Genomic DNA, 20054 nt, shown 5'->3' with positions numbered 1-20054 from the left:
GGCGGCGGCACCACACGTTCCTGCCGGTGTCATAAAACGCAGCACTTTCACGGCACTTGGTGGCTCGCCCCATCGAAAACGGCGCAATTCTGTGGCGCCCTCCGGCCGTCTCGATGGGACGAGCGCTGAAAGTACTGCAGTCTGTGCCGCCGGGCGCGACGGAAACCGTCCGTGGCCGTGTTCTCAGCCCGGCGCGGTCCATGGGCCGCTGGCCCGGCATACAGCGTGCGGCGCTGTGGCTCAGCGTCCCAGTACCGCCAGGTAACAGGCCACGCAGTGGCACACCCAGGCGGCCACCGTGCACACGTGGAAGATCTCATGGAAGCCGAACCAGCGGGGGAAGGGGTCGGGCCGCTTGCGGGCGTAGATGATGCCTCCGACTGTGTAGACGACGCCGCCGGTCACCAATAGCCAGAAGATCGTCGGCCCGCCGGCGACCCAGAACTGGGGAAGGAACCACAGAGCCACCCAACCGAGCAGGATGTAGAACAGGGTGCCCAGCCGGCGCGGTGCCGTCGGCCACAGCATGGTGGTCAGGATTCCGAGCGCGGCCCCGGCCCATACGATCCCCAGGACCAAACGTGCAGTGGTGGCCTCTAGCAGGGCAACCGACAGCGGTGTGTAGGTGCCGGCGATTAGCAGGTAGATGTTGGCGTGGTCGAATCGCTGCAGAACGGCGGACACGGTCCGGGGGAAGTGGCCGCTGGAGATGTGGTAGATGCCCGAGTTCGTGAATAACAGCAGAGAGCAGGCCAGGTAGGCGGCGCATGCCCACTTGAGTCCCGCGCCCGGCGCCAGTGCGGTCAGCACGATGCAGGCAGCCAGTGCCAGGGGGGCGGTGCAGGCGTGGATCCATCCGCGCAGCCTGGGTTTGACGGCGCGAGCGAGGTCATTCGCGGCGCTGATTGCGGCCGCGCCGCGCGACTGGATGGTGGTGCGCATTGACCGGTCTCCTCAAGGTGGGTGTCCCAACAGAACCTACGCTACCGTAACTTACGCTCCCGTAGGTTTCCTGTGAGGGTGGGGTGAGGGTCGTTCCCGCGTTACTCTCTGACCTGGACGTGCCCGGCGTCCCTGGCGCGGCGGGCGTCAGGCCGGACCGGCACGTAACGGAAAGAGATGATTAATGGCGCGCGATAACCTTCTCTACAACCTTTATGAGCGTCGCCTCGCCGCGCAGGTCAAGCCCGAACGTGTGCCGCAGCATGTGGGCGTCATCCTTGACGGCAATCGCCGCTGGGCCCGCGCCATGGGGATCGGTACCGCTCAGGGGCACAAGCGCGGCGCCGACAAGATTGAGGAGTTCCTCGGTTGGGCGGAGGACGCGGGCGTCGGAGTGGTCACCCTGTGGCTGCTTAGCACCGACAACCTCTCGCGCGATCCCGCAGAGCTGTCCCCCTTGCTGGACATCATCGCTCATGCCGTCGACGAACTGGCCGACGCCGACCGTTGGCGACTGCGCCTGGTGGGTGCCGTGGATCTGCTGCCCGCACCGGTGGCCGAGCGGCTGCGCACTGCTGTCGGCGCCACTGTCCCGCCCGGGGGTCGAGACGGCGCAGGTGCCGGATCCGGGAGCGACACCGATGTGGCCCGCCTGGATGTGTCCCTGTCCGCCGCTGACGCGGATGCGCGCATGCAGGTCAACATCGCGGTCGGCTACGGCGGGCGTCAGGAGATCGCCGACGCCGTGCGCTCCCTGCTGTGTGAGCGCGCAGCCGCCGGTGCCACCTTGGAGGAGGTGGCGAACTCCCTTTCCGAGGAGGACATAACCGCGCATCTTTACACCAAGGGGCAGCCTGACCCGGAGCTGGTCATTCGCACCTCCGGGGAGCAGCGCCTGTCCGGGTTCCTGCTGTGGCAGTCGGTCCACTCCGAGTACTATTTCTGCGAGGTCTACTGGCCGGCGTTCCGTCGCATCGACTTCCTGCGCGCCCTGCGCGACTACGGCCAGCGGGAGCGGCGTCTGGGCAAATGACCGGATTTGGGCGCAGTCCCGTGTCGCCGGCGATGCGCTCCGAGACTATGTGGCGTCCTGTCCCGCGCGTCCAGTGATCCCGCAGCGACAACGAGTATGGTGAGTAGTGTCACAGGCGGGTGGTTCTTGGACGTCCGGTGCCGCCCGCCGAACGCCGACGGAGGCAGCTATGCGAACTTACGTCCTGGACACCTCGGTCCTGCTTTCCGACCCGCGCGCCGTGCTGCGCTTCGACGAGCACGCCGTCGTGTTGCCGGTAGTGGTGATCACCGAACTGGAAGGCAAGCGCCAACATCCCGAACTGGGCTACTTCGCCCGCTCGGCGCTGCGTCTGCTCGATGCCCTGCGCGAGCAGCATGGGCGGCTGGACCGCCCCATACCCGTGGGCGATCGCGGCGGCACCGTGCGCGTGGAGCTCAACGGCGCCGACGATCAGGTGCTGCCCGCCGCCATGCGTCTGGGCGATAACGACTCCCGCATCCTGTCGGTGGCCGTGGCCCTCGCCCGCCGCCCTCGCCGGGACGGGGGAGACGACGGGCACGAGGTGGTTGTCGTCTCCAAGGACCTCCCCATGCGTATCAAGGCCGCTGCCCTGGGCCTGACAGCCGAGGAGTACCGGGCGGAGCTCGCCAGTGAGGACATCTATTCCGGCATGAGTGCCGTGACCGTCACCGAGGAGGAGATCTCCCGGCTGTGGCAGGACTACTGCCTCGACCTGACGGGACTGGCGGACGAGGATGCCGCCGCCGACGTGGCGGCCCAGCCGGTGCATACCGGCGTGGTGGTGAGTTCTCCGCGCGGATCGGCACTAGCCACCGTGGTCGGCGGGTCCCTGCGCTTGGTGGACCCCTCGCGCGAGGTGTTCGGTGTGCGCGGACGCAGCGCCGAGCAGCGCATCGCCATTGATCACCTGCTCAACCCCGACATCGGCATCGTCTCGTTAGGTGGGCGGGCCGGCACTGGCAAGTCCGCTCTGGCGTTGAGTGCCGGACTGGACGCTGTGATCAATCGGCGTGAGCACCGCAAGGTGATGGTCTTCCGACCTCTGTATGCGGTGGGTGGGCAGAGTCTCGGCTTCCTGCCCGGCGATGCCGGGGAGAAGATGACGCCCTGGGGGGATGCGGTGTTCGACACCCTGAGCTCCGTGGTTCCCGTCGACCGGATCGACCGGATCGTCGCCGCCGGCCAGTTGGAGGTGCTGCCGCTAACGCATGTACGCGGCCGCTCTCTGCACGATGCCTTCGTGATCGTGGATGAGGCTCAGTCCCTCGAGCGTAATGTGCTGTTGACGGTGCTGTCCCGAATCGGTCAGAACTCCAAGGTGGTGCTCACTCATGATGTCGCTCAGCGGGACAATCTGCGGGTGGGGCGCTGGGACGGCGTCGTCAGTGTGGTCGAGTCCCTGAAGGGTCGGGATCTGTTCGCACACGTGGACCTGAAGCGCACCGAGCGCAGCGAGATTGCTGAACTGGTCACGCGCATGCTCGATGAAGTGCCGTTGTATTAGGCGGGAGTCGTGCCACTGACCGCGCACCCGCCGAGTTCTTAGTCGTTCCCGGCGCTGATCACTGAAAGGCCACTTCGGCTTTTCCGGTTTGTGGGCGGGGACGTTGTCGGCCCGGTAGGGACGCTCTCGGCGTGGGCCGGGCGGTCGTCGAGGGTCAACCCGAGTCCTCGAATAACTCCATCAGGCCACCCAAACCGGCTCTTGATGCTTGGGGATGTGGCTGCCGACGTGTCGCGGGGTGAGGGATGCGGTGAGCCTGCCGGTTCACCGTGCCGGACTGCTGCCGGACTTGGCTGCCGCCATCCCCGGTGCCTGGAAGCGGGTCCGTCTGCAACGCCGCTTCCCGGTCTGCTACGCCACTTCGGGGTTAACAACGCCGGTTACCCGTCTGCTGAAGGCCCCCGAGGAATACAGCAGAACGTTAAGTTGCGTTGTTAACGCCCAACCGGCCAAGCAGGCATCCCGATCCCTGTTAGGCCTCAGGACATCAGCGACACTTCTACCACAGCTCACCACAACCACCACACCCCCAAACCGGACGAGCCGGATAACGGTCGACGACAGTCGACTCCGGGGTGACGTGCCGACGGTCAACTCCGGCATGGGGATGCCAGCAGTCGACTCGGACGCGGTGCACCGGCGTGGTCACCTGGTTCCTCACCACGGGCTACCGCATCTTCTGGCCCCTAAAACTGGATGAGCCGGAAAGTGCAAGTTGGACTGGAGCCCCGGTGTCCTGCAGTTTCTACCGACCTCGGCACGTAACTTCTACCGACCTCGGCACGTAACTTCTACCGACCTCGGCGAGGGGCGGGTGGGAGTCAGGCGCCCCGGGAGTCTAACTCGGCGCGGGTGGGCGGGTTGGCGCCGGCGCGGGAGACGGTGATGTCGGCGATGGCGGCTGCATGACGCAGGACGCGCTCCAGGGCGTCTTCGTCGATGCCGCGCAGCGCCTCGCGCCGATCGGCACCCACCAGGCCCTCCGCCCAGATGCCGTCCTCAAGACCACCCATGAAGGAGTCGCCCGCGCCAACAGTGTCGGAGACCACCACGGTTGGGTCGGCCGGCACCTCCATACGCAGGCCGGAGGCGGTCAGCGCCAGGGAGCCCTGCTTGCCGCGGGTCACCACGACGAGGGCGGCTCCCAGTTTCAACCAGCCACGCGCGACTTCCTCGATATCCACGTCCTGCCCGTAGAACCACTCGATGTCCTCATCGGAGCACTTGACCAGGTCGGCCAGGGAGATCAACCGCTCGACCTGCGCGCGTGCCTGGTCGGGAGTGCCCATCAGCTGCGGGCGGGCGTTGGGGTCGTAGCAGATAGTGGAGGTGGTCCGGAAGTCCGACAGGACCCGTTCCACCGTGGCGGAGCCCGGCTCCAGGATCGCGGCGATAGATCCGGTGTGTACCAGCAGCGGTGCCGGTTCACCCTCCGCTCGCCGCGGGTAGGGCGGGTTCCAGTCCAGGTCGAACACGTAGGTAGCGGCGCGGTCGGCCCCGATGGTCGCCTGCGCGGTCGAGGTGCGTTCGGCGCCGTCGGAACCCGGCGTCAGTCGTACACCGGAGGCTTCCAGGTGGGCGCGCACCGCCTGCCCGCGGGGATCGGTGCCGATCCAGCAGTCGAGTTCGGCGTCGCGGCCGAGGCGGCTGAGGCCCAGGGCGACGTTGGCGGGCGAGCCGCCGGGGATGTCCTGGGCGGGCTTGCCGGGATGGATGACGACGTCGACGAGTGCCTCGCCGATGACAAGGGCAGTGCCTGCGGGACCGGGTGCGGACATGTTCGGGCTCCTCACGGGTGGTGGGCGGTGCGGTGGCGAGATGAATGCGGATTAGACGGTCGTTGGGGTCAGGGCGTGGGGGCGTCGTTGCCGGAGTCGTTCTTGGCGCTGCCGGCGTCGGCGACGGCAGCGAGACGGGCATGGGCATCATCCAGCCAGGATTGACAACGGGCGGCCAACGCCTCACCGCGCTCCCACAGCTTGAGCGCCTCCTCCAGGGGAACCTGTCCGGCCTCGAGCCGCTGGACAACGCTGACCAACTGTTCGCGGGCCTGCTCGTAGGGCAGGGAGGCGACGTCGGTGTCGGCGGGGCCGACCGGTTCGGAGGGCGAGGGTGCGCTCATAGAGCCGATTGTTGCATGCGGACGGCGGATGCGCGGCCGGTCCGCGCAGGTAGTTGGGGGCGGAGGGCCAACACCGTGCAAAATCGTCTTGACATGAACTGGACGTGGGTGCAACATATGCACGCCAAATCGTTTAGGGCGCTGGGATTCCTTCCGTCCGAGGCGATGGTGTCCCAATATCCCCACGGAGGACGATGATGTCAAGATCCGCCACTGCCCCAATAAAACGACGCTCCACGGCACTGTGGACGCGCGTCGCGCGCCACTGGCAGCTGTACCTGCTGCTGGCTCCGGCGCTGATCTACCTGGTGCTGTTCAAGTACTGGCCCATGTACGGCGTCCAGATCGCCTTCCGCAACTACAACCCCATTGACGGCTTCCTGGGCAGCGAGTGGGTGGGGCTGGAGCACATCAGCCGCTTCCTGCACTCCTTCCAGTTCTCCCGGATCTTCTTCAACACTATCGCCATCAACGTCCTCGGGCTCGTCTTCGGCTTCCCGGTGCCGATCATCCTGGCGCTGCTGATCAACCAGCTGGCCTCCCGCAGGCTGAAGTCCTTCATCCAGACGGTGCTGTTCTCCCCGGCCTTCATCTCCACCGTGGTGGTGGTCGGCATGCTGTTCGTGCTGCTCTCGCCCCGTTCCGGGCTGGTCAACAACGTGATCACGCTGACCGGCGGGCAGCCGATCAACTTCATGAACGAGGAGGGCTGGTTCAGGCCCATCTACGTCATGAGCGACATCTGGCAGAACGCCGGCTTCTCCATGATCATCTACCTCGCCGCACTGGCGGCCATTGACCCCAGTCTGCATGAGGCGGCCCGCGTGGACGGCGCCAACCGCTGGCAGCGCCTGTGGCACATCGACCTGCCCGGCATCCGGCCGATCATCTCGATCATGCTGATCCTGGCCGTCGGCAACCTGCTCAACCTCGGATTCGAGAAGGCCCTGCTCATGCAGACCGACCTGAACCTGGGCGCCTCGCAGATCATCCAGACATACGTCTACGACGTGGGCCTCAAGAGTGCCCAGTTCTCATACTCGGCCGCCATCTCCCTGTTCAACTCCGTTCTCAACATGATCCTGCTGCTGGTGTTCAACCAGGTCGCCAAGCGTGCGGGTCAATCGAGCCTGTTCTGACCCCAACCGCGAACCAAACGAGGAATCGTCATGACCACCGCACCCGCGTCCGCTCTCGACGCCGCCCCCACCTTCCGCGCTTCCGGCCCGCGCCGATTCATGGAACGGATCGCCGACCCCCTCTACACGCTGTTCGTCGTCCTGCTGCTGGGCGGCGCCGTGATCGCGATCATCTACCCGCTGTACTTCGTAGTCATAGCCTCGATCTCCGACCCCAACCAGGTCTACGAGGGCAACGTCTGGCTGTGGCCCAAGAACATCACCCTGGAGGGTTATCAGCGCATCTTCTCCACCTCCACCGTGATGCGCGGCTTCGGGAACTCGCTGCTGTACACGGCCCTGGGGACCACCATTTCGGTATGCTCCATCCTCGGTGCCGGCTACGCCCTGTCCCGCAAGTCACTGCCCGGTCGCAACTTCTTCATGGTGCTGTTCATCATCACCATGTTCTTCGACGGCGGCATGATCGCCCGCTACCTGGTGGTGCGGGATCTGGGGATGCTCAACACCATGTGGGCCGTGGTACTGCCCGGAGCCATCGGCGTCACCAATCTGATCATTGCCCGCACCTTCTTCGAGACGACGATCCCCGAAGAGCTGCATGAGGCCGCCGCGCTGGACGGCGCCGGCGAGTGGCGTTACTTCTTCCGCATCGTGCTGCCCCTGTCCAGGGCACTCATCATGCTGTTGGTGATCACCCATGCGGTGGCCTACTGGAACTCCTTCTTCGACGCCCTCATCTACCTCAACGACGACGTCAAGTACCCCCTTCAACTGGTTCTGCGCAACATCCTGATCCAGTCCGATGTGTCCGGTTCCGGGGTCTCCGCCACCGGCATGGACTCCTACGCCGAGTCCCAGCGCATCGCCGAGCTGATGAAGTACGGGATGATCGTCGTGTCCACCTTCCCACTGCTGTCAATACTTCCCTTCACCCAGAAGTACTTCGCCCAGGGCGCCCTCATCGGCGCCGTGAAGAGCTGAGAGGTCCCCAAATGCTGCCCCACAACGCCACTGCAAATAAGCTTGCCAACCCCGTCATGAAGGCCGTCCCCGGCGGCTCCGTCCGCCACCCGATCAGCCGCCGCCTGCTGCTGCGCGGCTCGCTCGCCGGCGCGGGGCTGCTAGCCATGGCCGCCTGCTCGGGCAAGAAGAGCGCCGCCGACTACCGCGTCCCCGACGAGTCCGGCTCCGCCGGCCTGGCCGAGACCGCCGACTCCCTGCCGATCGTCTCCACCCCGATCAGCATCACCGCCACCGGTTCGCGTTCGGCCCTGTCCGTGCCCTACGGCCAGATGGAACTCACCCAACAATGGGAACAGGAGACCAATGTCCAGGTGCAGTGGAACATGCTCACCGAGGATGTGTACGCGGAGAAGAAGAATCTGCTGCTGGCCTCCGGGGACCTGCCGGACATCCTTTGGAACACCGGGCTGACCGACGCCGAGGTCGCCACCTACTCCGCCAACCACACGCTGGTGCCACTGGACGAGTTCTTCGCCGACAACTGCCCCAACATCTCCGCGCTGCTGGATTCACGGCCCGACATCCGCTCCGCCATCACCAGTGAGGACGGCCATATCTACACCCTCCCGAGCGTGGAAGAACTCGGGCTCGTGCCCTTCCCGAACTTCCTGTACATCAACACCGACTGGCTGGCCGCCGTCGGCCGCGAGATGCCCACCACGATCGAGGAGCTGCACGAGACACTGCTGGCCTTCAAGGAGCAGGATCCCTCCGGCACCGGCAAGCTGCTGCCCCTGTCATTCATACCGGGGTCCTTCTGCGCCAACCCGTGGGACATCATTGCCGCCTACGGAGGCCAGGCGGACAACAACGACCACCGTATCGTGATCGACCGCAAGGCCGTGTTCACCGCCAACACCGAGCCGTGGAAGGAGGGTGTCAAGCAGTTGCATTCCTGGTACGCCGAGGGCCTGATCGACTCCGAGTCCTTCTCCCAGGACGACACCGCCTACCTGGCCAAGGGCAAGACGGAGCAGGAGTCACTCGCCGCCTTCTACTGGTGGGAGGCCACCGAGTTCGTGGGGGAGGATCGCGAGGGCCATTACGAGCTGTGCCCGGTGCTGGCGGGTGTGGACGGCGTGCGCCGCGCCTCGGTTTCCAACAATCAGGAGATCTCCCGCGGCGCCTTCGCCATGACCCGCACCTGCCGCTACCAGGCGGCCGTGATGCGATGGGTGGACCGCATGTACGACCCGGCGATGTCCGCCCAGAACAGCTGGGGGCCCGTTGGCGTGACCCTGGAATACGACGAGAACGGCATGCTGGCACAGATCCCGGCCGCGGAGGGCGAATCGGAGGGGGAGCGTCGGCAGAAGGTCGCCCCCGGTGGGCCCAAGTCCACCACCGCGAAGGACTTCGAGGAGGTCGTGCTGCCCGAGCCCCGCGCCCTGCTGCGCCAGCAGCAGGTCAATGACGAGTTCGCCGAGTGGGCCGCCAACGACGCCTTCCCGCCCGTGGTGTTCACCAACGCCGAACTCGACGACCTATCCCTGATTGAGTCCGACGTGTCCACCCTGGTCAAGCAGAGATTCGCCCAGTGGGTTGTGAACGGTGGCGTTGACGCCGACTGGCAGGGATATCTTAAGGACCTGGAAACCACGGGTCTGAGCCGGCTCATGGAGATCTACCAGGCGGCGCTGGACCGTTACTACGAGGAGCTCGACGCACGCTCATGAATACCGCCTCCACCACCGCCGACGCCCCGCCTCGGCCCTCCTGGCGTGTACGACCGGAGGACCGCCTCGAAATTGCGCCGACCGAACAGGCGGCCCGCGCCCAGGCGGACCCGGCTCGTCCCCGCTGGCACATCACCCCGCCCTGGGGCTGGATGAATGATCCCAACGGGTTGAGCGTGTGGCCCGGACCCGACGGTGAGGACCTGGTGCACCTGTTCTATCAGCACAATCCTCACGCCCCGGTGCATCAGCACATCGAATGGGGCCACCAGTACTCATCCGACCTGGTGCACTGGCACGACCTGCCCACCGCCATTCGGCCCGGTGACGGCGGGGCGGACGCCTACGGCTGCTGGTCGGGCGTCGTGCTCGCCGATGAGCGCACGGCGGCGGACGGCAGCCCCACCACGGTGCCCACCATGGTCTACTCCGGTGCCTCGGAGGCAGACACCCAGACCGGCTGCCTGGCCACCGCCGTCCCCGGGGACCCCCTGCTCAAGCACTGGGTCAAGTACCCGGGCAACCCGGTCATTGAGGCCGCCCCCGCCTCCACGGAAGGGCTGGTGGTGCCTGAGATGCGCGACCACTCGGTGTGGCGCGAGGACGGGCGCTGGTACCAGGTGATGGGAACCGGACTGCCGGGAGCCGGCCGCGAGGGCGCCCAGGCGGGAGCGGCCCTGTGCTTCTCCAGTGAGGATCTGCGCAGCTGGCGCTACGAGGGCCCACTCGCCGTCGGCGACGGTGACGTCAGTGTCACCGGCACGGTTTGGGAGTGCCCGGAGCTGGTGCGACTGGGACAGACCGACATCCTGTTCGTGTCCGCCTGGCACGCCTCACGCACCCTGCGTTCGGTGTGGATGCGCGGGCGGCGCACCGGCACCCGCATGCGGCTCGACGTCGTCGGCCGCTCCGACCTGGGGGAGAACTACTTCTACGCCCCCCAGTCGGTGCTCCTTCCCGACGGGCGCCGGGTGGTCTTCGGCTGGATGCAGCCCAACGCCACACGCGCCCAGCGGCTGGAGGTGGGCTGGGCCGGCTCCATGTCCGTGCCGCGGGAGATCTCCCTGGCCCCGGACTCGACTGTGCGCTTCCAGCCCATCGCCGAGATCGACTCCCTGCGCTCCCGACCGCTCGCGGACGCCGACGGCGCAGACGCGATCACCGCTGCCTGTACCGACCTGCGCGGGCGAAGCCTCGACCTGGTGCTGACGGGACAGCTGCGGGGTACCGGGGACGTCGTCGTCGACCTGGCGGTTTCGGCTGACGCCGGGTGCCGCACCCGCCTGCGGCTGGCTCGCCGTGCACTGAGCGGACGGGCGGGGCAGGACGCCTGGACCGGATGGCTTTCCCTGGACCGCTCCGCCTCCGCCGCACCCGGCACGCCCTGGGAGGCGCCGGACCAGCGGGAATTGGCCGGACCGGTGCCGCTCGGCCCGGACGGGGAGGTGCACCTGCGGGTGCTGCTGGACGGCTCCAGCCTGGAGGTGTTCGTCAACGGACAGCCGCTGTCGGCGCGCCTGGGTACCGACCCGGGTGACGACGGCGTGAGCATTGATGCCGGCGCGCTCACCGGCCCCCGCCTGCAGGCGTGGGCCATGGCCGATGCCTACGTGGAAAGGCTTGCCCCGGGCGAATCCTGAACTCCTGCTCCCGCCCGCCCCTTCGCTGAGATCGGTAGAAGTTACGTGCTGAGATCGGTAGAAGTGGTTGGGCGTGCCTGGACGGTTGGCCGCTGAAAGGGCACGCCCGGTGCGGGCTGACCCTGACGACCGGCCGAGTGGGGGATACTGACCGCCTGCCTGGACGTTTGCAGGAGGGGGAGATCGCCGATGAGTCCTGGTCGTACCAATGACCGGGTGACCATCAAGGACGTTGCCCGCGAGGCCGGTGTCTCCGTCACCACGGTGTCGCACTCCCTGAACAACCCGGAGGGCTCGCGCGTGTCCGAGGAGACCCGCGCGCACGTCAAGACCGTGGCGGCGGCGCTCGGCTACCGCGCCAACCCCTCCGCCCGCGCCCTGCGTACCCGCCGTACCGACACTATCGCACTCGTCGGTCGCGATCTGGTCACCACGGAGCACCTGGGACGCATGGTGCGCGGAGCACAGGACGCCGTGCGCTCCCGCGGCGGGCTGCTGATCGTGGCCGACACCTCCGACGACGAGGACGGGGTGATCGGCACACTCATCGATCACCAGGTAGATGGCGTCATCCTGGGGGCCCTCTACCACCAGGAACTTGACGTGCCGTCCGCGTTGGCGAGTCTGCCCACGGTGGTGGTCAACGCCTTCACCCACGACGCGCGCTACTCCTGGGTGGTTCCCGACGAGGTGATGGGTGGTCGCGCAGGTGCCGAGGTGCTGCTCGCCTGCGGGCATCGCCGTGTCGCCATGGTCAACAACCATGACGACATCCCCGCCGCTCACAGCCGGCAGGCGGGTTTCGTGGCCCGCTGCCGTGACAGCGGCGTGGAGCCGGTGATCGTCTCCTGCACACCGAGCGGTCACGCCGCCCACGAGGTCGCCCTTCGGTTGCTGGCCGCAGCGCCGACCGAGCGTCCCACCGGCGTGTTCTGCTTCTCCGACACCATGGGAATGGGCGTGTACGCGGCCGCCGCCGAGTTGGGGCTGCGCATTCCGCAGGACCTGTCTGTGGTCGGATTCGACGACATGGTGCTGATCAATGAATCGCTCTCTCCGCCGCTGACCTCCATTGCACTGCCGCACGCCGAGATGGCGGCGTGGGCGGTGGAACGGCTGTATGAGCTTCTGGATTCCCCCGACGCGCCGGCGCAGAACCTGCGTATTGTGGGACGCGTGATTGAACGGGAATCGGTGGCCGGGCCGCGCGCCTGAGGCCGCCCGGCCCGGGTGAGTGGGAATGCGTCGGCCCGTAACCGGCGGTCGCCGGTGATCAGCGTGCGGCTTCGGGCTTGGTGGTGCCCACGACCTGCGCCACGAGGCGGCCCGAACCCAACACGCCCTCGATCAGATCACCCTTCTTCAGCTGCTGGGCGGAGGTGATGATGCCGCCACCCGGGTTGCGCAGGATCGCGTAGCCCCGGTCGAGAACCCCCTGGGGGGACAGGGCCCGTAGGCGGGCGTGGTCGGCGCGCAGGTCTGCCGTGGCCAGGGACAGGGTGGCGGACAGCGCGCGGCGCATGCGCTCGCGGGCTTGGCTCAACTCGACGACGCGGTCGCGCACGATGAGTGTGGGATCGGCCATTACCGGTCGGGCCAGCACCTGGTCCAGACCCCGCTGCTCGGCATCCAGACGCGAGCGCAGCACCGTGCGCATGCGCTCGCGGGCCTGGTCCAGGCCCATCATCTCCTCCGCCAGGTCCGGGACGATACGACGGGCCGCGTCCGTCGGCGTGGACGCCCGATAGTCGGCCACCAGGTCCAGCAGCGGGTAGTCGGTCTCATGTCCGATCGCGGAGACGATCGGGGTGCGGGCGGCGGCCGCGGCCCGCACCAGCCCCTCGTCGGAGAAGGGCAGCAGGTCCTCCACGGCCCCGCCGCCGCGCGCCACCACGATCACGTCCACTTCCGGGTTGGCGTCGAGCTCGCGAACGGCGGCGGTGACCTCCCGCACGGCCTGCGCCCCCTGCACGGCGACCTCGCGGATCTCGAAGGGCAGGCCGGCCCAGCGCAGGCGGGCGTTGACGACGACGTCATCCTTGGCCTTGGCGTTGCGGCCGCACACGAGCCCGACCTTGCGGGGTAGGAATGGCAGCGGACGCTTGCGTTCGGCGTCGAACAGGCCCTCGGCGGCCAGGATCCTCCGCAGCTGCTCGATGCGTGCCAGCAAGTCGCCGATCCCGACCGGGCGGATGTCGTCGGCGCGCAACTCCAGGCTGCCCCGCTTGGTCCAGAAGCGTGGCTTTGCATGGACGACGACACGCGCCCCCTCGGTCACCTGAGTGCCCGTGGCCCGCTCGATGGCGGCCAGCTCACGGGTGAACACGGATACCGACATGGACATGTCGGCGTCGGTGTCACGCAGTGTGAGGTACTGCATGCCAGAGCCGGGACGGCGGTTGAACTGGACGATCTGGCCCTCCACCCATACGAAGGTCATCTTGTTGACGTACTCGTCGATCTTGGTCGACAGCAGCCGCAGTGGCCAGGGGTTCTCGGGCGTGGTCTCCCGGGCCAGACGGGCAGGCGCGCGGTTCGCCCGGGGCTGTCCGGGCGCGGCCACGGCCGGTAACGCCGACTCCGGCGCGGGAGGGGCGGCGGGCGTGCGGCGGGGTGCGGAGTCGGTCACGCGCCCCACTGTGCCACGTTAAACGTCCCACGGGCGTGTTCGTGCGGGCGGGTGGTGTGGCACAGTGGAGAGGTGACGATTACTGAAACCGGCGCCCACGCGCCGGAGGCGGTCGACCGGCCCGGCAAACGCATCCTCCTGGCTGCGCCGCGAGGCTATTGCGCCGGCGTGGACCGGGCCGTCGACGCCGTGGAGCAGGCCCTGGCCCACTATGGGGCGCCGATCTATGTGCGCAAGGAGATCGTCCACAACAAGTTCGTGGTGGAGGCCCTCTCTAAGCGGGGAGCGGTGTTCGTCTCGGAGACCGACCAGGTTCCGGAGGGTGCGCGCGTGGTGTTCTCGGCCCATGGCGTGTCCCCGGCCGTGCACGCCCAGGCTGCCGCGCGGCATTTGCAGACGATTGACGCGACCTGCCCGCTGGTGACCAAGGTGCACAAGCAGGCTATCCGCTTCGCTAAGGACGACTACGACATCATCCTGGTGGGCCACGCAGGCCACGAGGAGGTCGAGGGCACCCAGGGGGAGGCGCCTGAACACATCCAGGTGGTCAACGGCCCGGACGAGGTCGACTCTGTACAGGTGCGCGATCCGGAAAGGGTGGTGTGGATCAGCCAGACCACCTTGTCGGTGGACGAGACCTTGGAGACCGTGCGGCGCCTGCGGGAGCGCTTCCCCCACCTGAGCGACCCGCCCGGCGACGACATCTGCTACGCCACCCAGAATCGGCAGGGAGCGGTCAAGACGATCGCCCCACAGGTGGACGTGATGATCGTGGTCGGGTCCGGCAACTCCTCCAACTCGGTGCGTTTGAAGGAGGTCGCACTGGAGGCCGGCGCGCCCGCCGCCCACCGAGTCGACTATGCCAACGAGTTGGACTCCGCCTGGTTCGACGGCGCCGACACCGTGGGTCTGACCTCGGGCGCGTCCGTGCCGGAGATCCTGGTGCGTGAAGTCATTGAACGGCTGGGGGAGCTGGGGTTCACCGACGTCCAGCAGGTGCGCACCGCCACGGAGAAGATCACCTTCTCCCTGCCCAAGAATCTGCGTGCCGATCTCAAGGCCGCCTCCGGCGGTGACGCTCCGGAACGTCGCCGCCGCCCGGCCCAGAATCACACCTGCTGAGCGCGGCGCGGCGGCAGTAGCCGACCCGCCGGTTCCTAGTCAGTTGATGATGCCGGCCAGGATCTCGGCGTCGGCCACTACCCGTTCGAAGGGCACCACCCACAACAAACCGCTCGGACCAGTCACCTGCGTCGCCAGTTCCTCCGCGCGCAGGCACTCCAGACGCGAGGCGGTGTCATCCCCCTGCGTCTGCCACGAGGGTTCCTCGGAGGGGATGACGTATCCGCCGAGGGCCGGGTTCGCCCAGCGCAGAAGGAGCACGCGGGCGCCGGCACGTGCCGGCACCTCCGGGTTGGTGGCCAGGGAGGAGGCCACACCCTTTGCCGAGCCGATACCCACGGCCTCCGCGAGTGCGCCATAGGTGGTGCAGATGGCGGGTTTGTGGGCGACCAGCTTGGCCATCGCCTGCGAGACGCGTTCGCGGGCCGAAGAGTCCGCAGCGGCGTCGGCGATGGCGCGGACGCGCGCACCGGTCAGTTGAGCTGTCTCCGCCAACTCGGAGGAGCTCAGGCCGCTGGCGAGTCCGCGCAAAATGAGATCATCGCGCTCGTCACGAAGTGTGGTGAGCTGGTCCTGCAGCTGCTGCTGCCTGGCTGCGAGCGTGTTCAGGTGGCGCAGTACTTCAATGGGGTCGTCGCCTCCGGGCCGCCGAGGAGCATCCGAGCCCCGGTTGGTGGCGGTGTGAGAGGAGGGGGTGCTGGTGGTTGCGGCTGCCATAGGAAGGTGGACCTCCACGTATCGTGGTCAGAAGGTGCCAGGTACGGTACGAGGCGCACCTGGGAGGTTGCTGCGAAATATCGTACACGACTGGTTTATGCTGCTGATACCACATACGTAATCTGCCCGTTGTGATTAGTCGAGTGTGCGCCCCAACCGGGTTCCGCATGCGGGCCTTGAGGTGAGGCCCTACTCGGATGCGGGCGCCAACTCGGCGCTGGCGAATCGCCTGACCTGGGCGGCGTCCGGGGTGATCGGCTTCGGATCGACCAGCCCATCACCGAGCGTCTCGAAGGAGCGGGCCGTGACCAGCAGTCGTGACTCCATGGAGCCGACCGCCTTGTTGTACGCGGTCACCGAACGCGCCAGGGCCGTTCCCAGGGCATCCAGGTGTTTGGCCACGGTGCCCAGTCGCTCATAGAGCGTGCGGCCCAGGGCGACCAGTTCGCGCGCGTCGTCGTTGATGGCGGTGCGGGCCCATGCGGTCGCGCAGGTGCGCAGTAGGGCCAGGAGGGAGGCCGGTGTCGCCAAGGACACTCCGCGTTCGAGTGCGTGCTCCAGGAGTGTGGGGTCGGCCTCCAGGGCGGCAGCCAGGATGGGGTCAGCCGGCACGAACAGCACCACCAGATCGGGCGAGTCCTGGAGTGCGCGCGCGTAGTTGCGGTCCGCCAGTGCGTCCACATGTCCGCGCAGCGCCTTGGCGTGGGCTGCCAGCAGATCCGCGCGCCGCTGCCGGGCGTCGGACTCGGGTTCCTGGCCGGCGTCGGAGCCGGTGCCGATGGCGCAGGCCCTCAGGTAGGCATCCAACGGTACCTTTGCGTCCAGTGCCAGGTAGCCGTCGCCGGGAAGATGCACGACGACGTCGGGCCGAGACCTGTCCGCGCCGTCGTGTGTGCCGCCGGAGCCCTTTCGGTGACCGACCACGTGGGCCACCGACCGCTGCTCGGAGAAGTCGATGTGCCGCATCATTCCGGAGGCCTCGAGTACCCGGGCCAGCTCGACCTCGCCCCACACCCCACGGGAGGAACGCGAGCGGAGGGCGCTGGCGAGTTCCGTCGTGGTGCGACGGAGTTCGCGATCGGACTCGGCGCCCGCGCGCAGCTGCTCGGTCAGCGTGGCGTGCTGGGCGGCGCGCTGCTTCTCCATCTGCTCCACCCGGGCGCCGACCTGCTCCAACTGTGCCCGGACCGGGGCGAGTGCGCGCAGGACCGAGCCATCGTGTTCGGCGCGCTCCTCGACCGCGGTGGTGCGGGCCGACAGTTCCTCTGCACGGGCACGCCACTGGGCTGCCTCGGCGCGCAGGGCGGACGTCTCATCGCGCCCGTCGGCCCGGGCGGTTGCAGAACGGGCCACGGCCAGGGCATAGCCGGCCACGGCTCCTACGAGCAGGCCGATGAGCAGAAGCAGAATGGGAAGCGCTGTGGACATGGAGTCACCATGTCACGGGCCACCGACACGAATTGCCGGGCTTAATCCTCGGGCGAGGCACGGCGTCGACGCCGTTGTGTCGAGTCGACTCATCTACACTCGCCCCGTGGCACTCACTATCGGAATCGTTGGACTGCCCAACGTCGGCAAGTCGACCCTGTTCAACGCCCTGACTCGGGCGACCGTCCTCGCGGCGAACTACCCCTTCGCTACGATCGAGCCGAACGTCGGCGTAGTGCCGCTGCCCGATGCGAGGCTGGACACCCTGGCCCAGATGTTCAACTCCCAGAAGATCGTGCCCGCCACCGTCTCCTTCGTGGACATCGCCGGGATCGTGCGCGGCGCCAGCGAGGGGGAGGGGCTGGGCAACCAGTTTCTCGCCAACATCCGTGAGGCCGATGCCATCTGCATCGTCACCCGCGCCTTCGATGACCCCGACGTGGTCCACGTCGCCGGGAAGGTGGAGCCCGCCTCGGATATTGAGACCATCACCACCGAGCTGATCCTGGCCGACATGCAGACCCTGGAGAAGACCATCCCGCGCCTGGAGAAGGAGGTGCGCGGCAAGAAGACCGAGGCCGCCGTGCTGGAGGTGGCGCGGGCCGCGCTGAAGGTGCTGGAGGACGGCGAGCTGTTGTCGGCCGCCGCGGCCGGCAAGGCGTTGGATGAGGAGATCCTGCGCGAGTTCCAGCTGATGACCACCAAGCCCTTCATCTACGTGTTCAACCTGGACGACGCCGGCATGCACGATGCCGCCCGGCAGCAGGAGCTCGGCGCCCTGGTGGCCCCGGCGGAGGCCGTGTTCCTGGACGCCCAGTTCGAGGCCGAACTGGTGGAGCTTGAGCCCGAGGAAGCCGCCGAGATGCTCCACGAGAACGGCCAGGACGAGTCTGGCCTGGACCAGCTCGCGCGCGTCGGCTTCGACACGCTCGGTCTGCAGACCTACCTGACCGCGGGGGAGAAGGAGTCGCGCGCCTGGACGATCCACAAGGGCTGGACCGCCCCGCAGGCCGCGGGCGTGATCCACACCGACTTCGAGAAGGGCTTCATCAAGGCCGAGGTCGTCTCCTACGAGGATCTGGTCGAATACGGCTCCATGGCCGAGGTCCGCGCCCACGGCAAGGTGCGCATGGAGGGCAAGGACTACGTCATGGCCGACGGCGACGTGGTCGAGTTCAGGTTCAATGTGTAGCGAGTCGGCTTAGTCGTCGTACACCTTGTCGTGGCGTCCGATGGAGAAGACCTTGATCGTGACGATGTCGTCGTGGATGAGCACGAGGATTCGGTAGGAGCCCACGCGGTAACGCCATGCGCCCGAGCGGTTCGCGGTCAGCCCCTTGCCGAAGGCACGGGGGGCGGCGCAACCATCGAGGTTGTTCTTGATCCAGGTGGCGAGGATCCTGGCGTCAAACCGTCCCATCTTCTTCAGTTGTTTGCGGGCCCGCATGGTCAGCTCGACTCGGTACGAGCTGGTCTGCGCGGTCATGTGGTGAGTTCGGACAGGACCTCGTCGATGCTGAAGTGCTCGCCGGAATCGTGCGCGATCGCCTCGCGCAGCTCCTGTAGATCGTAGGAGTCCTCGATCTTCTCCAGGATCGCGGTACGGGCGAAATCGGAGACGGTTACGCCCTCGAACCGGGCGAACTTGCGGACGAGTTCGGCATCTTGCTCGTTCATGCGCACTGTCATGGTGCTCACGGTCGGTTCCCTCTCGTGGTTCGTGAATACATCGTATTCAGGCCGCCGCGGCGGGCAAGGCGCTGGACGCTGAGATTCTGGGTGAGAATGGTCGGGATAAGTCCGGCGACGTTATTGGCACGCCACGTCATGTGTGTCACTCTAGGTGAGTAATTAGGTCCTTCGGTGACCGGGACACGGAGCGCGTGTGGCTGCGTAGGGTGATCGCAGAGGTCAGTACAGCATCCGGATCAATGACCAGTGGCGGATCTGTTTTGTGTGGACCGCCGCCGGACCCGAGAACGTGATCATCGAGTACTACCACTGAGGTGCACCATGACTGACAAGCTCTACGCGCCGATCCATCCGGGCGAGGTCCTAATGGAGGACTTCGTCAATGCCTTCGGCATCACGCAGCACAACGCGGTGTTGATCGGTGTGCCTCCGCGTCGTATCAACGAGATCGTGCATGGCAAGCGGGCGATTGCCGCGGACACGGCGCTGCGCCTGGGGCGTTACTTCGGCGTTGAGCCGCAGTTCTGGCTCAACCTGCAGTCGCGGTACGAGTTGGAACTGGGGGAGGGGCGCGCTGCCGGTGAGCTCGATGCCATCAAGCCCATCCAAGCCGCCTGAGTGCCGACGGTGTGATGGTGGTGGCTTACGACCATTCCGGAAGGCCGACGGCGTCGGCCTCGACGTGGTGGCCCTGGCGGCAGGACAGGCGCGCCTCGACGGGGCTGCCACAGCCGAGGTGTACCGGCTCCGGCGCTATCGGTGCCACGTCCGGTAGATGCTTGAGCCCCCACTGCTGTAGCGCCGCCAGCACGAGGACAAGGTCACGTCCCTTGGTGCTGAGGGTGTAAGCGTGTCGCTGCCTGTGGCCGGGCTCCCGGTAGGGCTCGGCCCGCAGGATGTCGTGTTCGACGAGTTTCCTCAGTCGCGCCGACAGTACCGAGCGCGGGCATCCGAGACTCGCCTCCAGGTCGCTGAACCGGCATATGCCCCGGTGAATATCGCGAAGGATCAGCAGAGTCCACTTCTCGCCCAGCAGCTCCAGGCTGGCCGCGATGGGGCAGGTGGTTTGCGGTCCCGTCATGGTCACTGGCCCCCTAATTCGTTGTCAACGTCGGCTGCGCCGCGGTCTCCTGAATGCGTGTATGTGCGGCGTCGATGCGGGCGGAACAGGCTCGTTGGCTCGTCTGCAGGTGCGGCCGTATCCGTGCACGCTCGTCGCACCCGCGCGCGCTCGTCGCCTGCAAGTCCGATGCATCTCTGAGTCCGCTTTCGATACCCAGGGAGCGTAGCACTGAGCTCCGTTGCTCGCGACCGGGGACGTGAAGGGGTTCTTCGTGTTTGGGGGTGTGGGTGGTTCGGGTTGGGGCTGTGATGTGGGTGG

19 protein-coding genes are annotated in these 20054 nt (G+C 67.2%); 10 read left to right on the top strand and 9 right to left on the bottom strand.

Annotation, left to right across the window (positions count from 1 at the left end):
- Positions 1–240: 240 nt before the first annotated feature.
- Complete coding sequence (locus tag Q4A20_RS08375; protein WP_303122260.1) at positions 241–942, bottom strand: hemolysin III family protein; 702 nt, start codon at positions 940–942, stop codon at positions 241–243.
- A gap of 184 nt (positions 943–1126) precedes the next feature.
- Here Q4A20_RS08375 and Q4A20_RS08370 point away from each other — a divergent pair, with 184 nt between their 5' ends.
- Positions 1127–1975 carry an undecaprenyl diphosphate synthase family protein gene (locus Q4A20_RS08370; RefSeq protein WP_303122258.1) on the top strand — a complete coding sequence of 283 codons (849 nt, stop codon included), beginning with the start codon at positions 1127–1129 and terminating at the stop codon, positions 1973–1975.
- Between the two features lie 169 nt (positions 1976–2144).
- Complete coding sequence (locus Q4A20_RS08365) at positions 2145–3482, top strand: PhoH family protein (RefSeq protein ID WP_303122257.1); 1338 nt, start codon at positions 2145–2147, stop codon at positions 3480–3482.
- 821 nt (positions 3483–4303) lie between these two features.
- Here Q4A20_RS08365 and Q4A20_RS08360 read toward each other — a convergent pair.
- Both Q4A20_RS08360 and Q4A20_RS08355 read right to left on the bottom strand, forming a co-directional pair.
- On the bottom strand, positions 4304–5260 hold the full coding sequence (locus Q4A20_RS08360; protein WP_303122256.1) for a carbohydrate kinase: 957 nt from the start codon (positions 5258–5260) through the stop codon (positions 4304–4306).
- 68 nt (positions 5261–5328) lie between these two features.
- The gene (locus Q4A20_RS08355; RefSeq protein ID WP_303122255.1) at positions 5329–5604 is read right to left on the bottom strand and encodes an exodeoxyribonuclease VII small subunit; all 276 of its coding nucleotides are present in this window, start codon (positions 5602–5604) and stop codon (positions 5329–5331) included.
- A gap of 194 nt (positions 5605–5798) precedes the next feature.
- Here Q4A20_RS08355 and Q4A20_RS08350 point away from each other — a divergent pair, with 194 nt between their 5' ends.
- The 5 genes from Q4A20_RS08350 (at position 5799) to Q4A20_RS08330 (ending at position 12300) form a co-directional block, all read left to right on the top strand.
- Positions 5799–6743 (top strand): sugar ABC transporter permease, encoded by a 945-nt coding sequence (locus tag Q4A20_RS08350; protein WP_303122254.1) that lies wholly within the window; start codon positions 5799–5801, stop codon positions 6741–6743.
- Positions 6744–6773: 30 nt separating this feature from the next.
- The gene (locus Q4A20_RS08345; RefSeq protein ID WP_303122253.1) at positions 6774–7727 is read left to right on the top strand and encodes a carbohydrate ABC transporter permease; all 954 of its coding nucleotides are present in this window, start codon (positions 6774–6776) and stop codon (positions 7725–7727) included.
- A gap of 11 nt (positions 7728–7738) precedes the next feature.
- Entirely contained in the window at positions 7739–9445 is a 1707-nt protein-coding gene (locus tag Q4A20_RS08340; RefSeq protein ID WP_303122252.1) for an extracellular solute-binding protein, read from the top strand.
- Entirely contained in the window at positions 9442–11085 is a 1644-nt protein-coding gene (locus Q4A20_RS08335; RefSeq protein WP_303122251.1) for a glycoside hydrolase family 32 protein, read from the top strand. The genes Q4A20_RS08340 and Q4A20_RS08335 overlap by 4 nt, the downstream gene beginning before the upstream one ends.
- Positions 11086–11274: 189 nt before the next feature.
- Positions 11275–12300, top strand: coding sequence for a LacI family DNA-binding transcriptional regulator (locus tag Q4A20_RS08330; RefSeq protein ID WP_303122250.1), 1026 nt, complete (start codon positions 11275–11277; stop codon positions 12298–12300).
- A gap of 58 nt (positions 12301–12358) precedes the next feature.
- On the opposite strand, the gene xseA is transcribed toward Q4A20_RS08330, so the two are convergent.
- The gene (gene xseA / locus Q4A20_RS08325; protein ID WP_303122249.1) at positions 12359–13723 is read right to left on the bottom strand and encodes an exodeoxyribonuclease VII large subunit; all 1365 of its coding nucleotides are present in this window, start codon (positions 13721–13723) and stop codon (positions 12359–12361) included.
- Between the two features lie 63 nt (positions 13724–13786).
- Here xseA and Q4A20_RS08320 point away from each other — a divergent pair, with 63 nt between their 5' ends.
- Entirely contained in the window at positions 13787–14836 is a 1050-nt protein-coding gene (locus Q4A20_RS08320) for a 4-hydroxy-3-methylbut-2-enyl diphosphate reductase (protein WP_303122248.1), read from the top strand.
- Between the two features lie 39 nt (positions 14837–14875).
- On the opposite strand, the gene Q4A20_RS08315 is transcribed toward Q4A20_RS08320, so the two are convergent.
- Entirely contained in the window at positions 14876–15553 is a 678-nt protein-coding gene (locus tag Q4A20_RS08315; protein ID WP_303122246.1) for a hypothetical protein, read from the bottom strand.
- A 189-nt stretch (positions 15554–15742) separates the two neighbouring features.
- Positions 15743–16981, bottom strand: coding sequence for a DNA recombination protein RmuC (locus Q4A20_RS08310; protein WP_303122244.1), 1239 nt, complete (start codon positions 16979–16981; stop codon positions 15743–15745).
- Positions 16982–17087: 106 nt separating this feature from the next.
- On the opposite strand from Q4A20_RS08310, the gene ychF reads away from it, so the two are divergent.
- Positions 17088–18173 (top strand): redox-regulated ATPase YchF, encoded by a 1086-nt coding sequence (ychF, locus tag Q4A20_RS08305; RefSeq protein ID WP_303122243.1) that lies wholly within the window; start codon positions 17088–17090, stop codon positions 18171–18173.
- Positions 18174–18182: 9 nt separating this feature from the next.
- Here the strand turns inward: ychF and Q4A20_RS08300 are convergent, their stop codons facing one another.
- Together Q4A20_RS08300 and relB are read right to left on the bottom strand one after the other, a co-directional pair.
- On the bottom strand, positions 18183–18467 hold the full coding sequence (locus tag Q4A20_RS08300) for a type II toxin-antitoxin system RelE/ParE family toxin (protein WP_303122242.1): 285 nt from the start codon (positions 18465–18467) through the stop codon (positions 18183–18185).
- A complete protein-coding gene (gene relB, locus Q4A20_RS08295) occupies positions 18464–18670 on the bottom strand; it encodes a type II toxin-antitoxin system RelB family antitoxin (RefSeq protein WP_303122276.1) in 207 nt (68 codons plus the stop codon). The genes Q4A20_RS08300 and relB overlap by 4 nt, the downstream gene beginning before the upstream one ends.
- A gap of 324 nt (positions 18671–18994) precedes the next feature.
- Between relB and Q4A20_RS08290 the strand changes: the two genes are divergently transcribed.
- A complete protein-coding gene (locus Q4A20_RS08290) occupies positions 18995–19291 on the top strand; it encodes a HigA family addiction module antitoxin (protein ID WP_303122241.1) in 297 nt (98 codons plus the stop codon).
- A gap of 25 nt (positions 19292–19316) precedes the next feature.
- Here Q4A20_RS08290 and Q4A20_RS08285 read toward each other — a convergent pair whose 3' ends face one another.
- On the bottom strand, positions 19317–19754 hold the full coding sequence (locus tag Q4A20_RS08285; RefSeq protein WP_303122240.1) for a helix-turn-helix domain-containing protein: 438 nt from the start codon (positions 19752–19754) through the stop codon (positions 19317–19319).
- Between the last annotated feature and the right edge of the window lie 300 nt (positions 19755–20054).

This window comes from Actinomyces sp., assembly GCF_030530635.1.
GTDB lineage: Bacteria > Actinomycetota > Actinomycetes > Actinomycetales > Actinomycetaceae > Actinomyces.
This window is presented reverse-complemented; position numbering and strand designations above follow the sequence as displayed.

Coding starts and splice junctions, on each gene's coding strand:
- Q4A20_RS08375 (WP_303122260.1), bottom strand. CDS start 942: ATGCGCACCACCATCCAGTCGCGCGGCGCGGCCGCAATCAGCGCCGCG.
- Q4A20_RS08370 (WP_303122258.1), top strand. CDS start 1,127: ATGGCGCGCGATAACCTTCTCTACAACCTTTATGAGCGTCGCCTCGCC.
- Q4A20_RS08365 (WP_303122257.1), top strand. CDS start 2,145: ATGCGAACTTACGTCCTGGACACCTCGGTCCTGCTTTCCGACCCGCGC.
- Q4A20_RS08360 (WP_303122256.1), bottom strand. CDS start 5,260: ATGTCCGCACCCGGTCCCGCAGGCACTGCCCTTGTCATCGGCGAGGCA.
- Q4A20_RS08355 (WP_303122255.1), bottom strand. CDS start 5,604: ATGAGCGCACCCTCGCCCTCCGAACCGGTCGGCCCCGCCGACACCGAC.
- Q4A20_RS08350 (WP_303122254.1), top strand. CDS start 5,799: ATGATGTCAAGATCCGCCACTGCCCCAATAAAACGACGCTCCACGGCA.
- Q4A20_RS08345 (WP_303122253.1), top strand. CDS start 6,774: ATGACCACCGCACCCGCGTCCGCTCTCGACGCCGCCCCCACCTTCCGC.
- Q4A20_RS08340 (WP_303122252.1), top strand. CDS start 7,739: ATGCTGCCCCACAACGCCACTGCAAATAAGCTTGCCAACCCCGTCATG.
- Q4A20_RS08335 (WP_303122251.1), top strand. CDS start 9,442: ATGAATACCGCCTCCACCACCGCCGACGCCCCGCCTCGGCCCTCCTGG.
- Q4A20_RS08330 (WP_303122250.1), top strand. CDS start 11,275: ATGAGTCCTGGTCGTACCAATGACCGGGTGACCATCAAGGACGTTGCC.
- Q4A20_RS08315 (WP_303122246.1), bottom strand. CDS start 15,553: ATGGCAGCCGCAACCACCAGCACCCCCTCCTCTCACACCGCCACCAAC.
- Q4A20_RS08310 (WP_303122244.1), bottom strand. CDS start 16,981: ATGTCCACAGCGCTTCCCATTCTGCTTCTGCTCATCGGCCTGCTCGTA.
- Q4A20_RS08300 (WP_303122242.1), bottom strand. CDS start 18,467: ATGACCGCGCAGACCAGCTCGTACCGAGTCGAGCTGACCATGCGGGCC.
- relB (WP_303122276.1), bottom strand. CDS start 18,670: ATGACAGTGCGCATGAACGAGCAAGATGCCGAACTCGTCCGCAAGTTC.
- Q4A20_RS08290 (WP_303122241.1), top strand. CDS start 18,995: ATGACTGACAAGCTCTACGCGCCGATCCATCCGGGCGAGGTCCTAATG.
- Q4A20_RS08285 (WP_303122240.1), bottom strand. CDS start 19,754: ATGACGGGACCGCAAACCACCTGCCCCATCGCGGCCAGCCTGGAGCTG.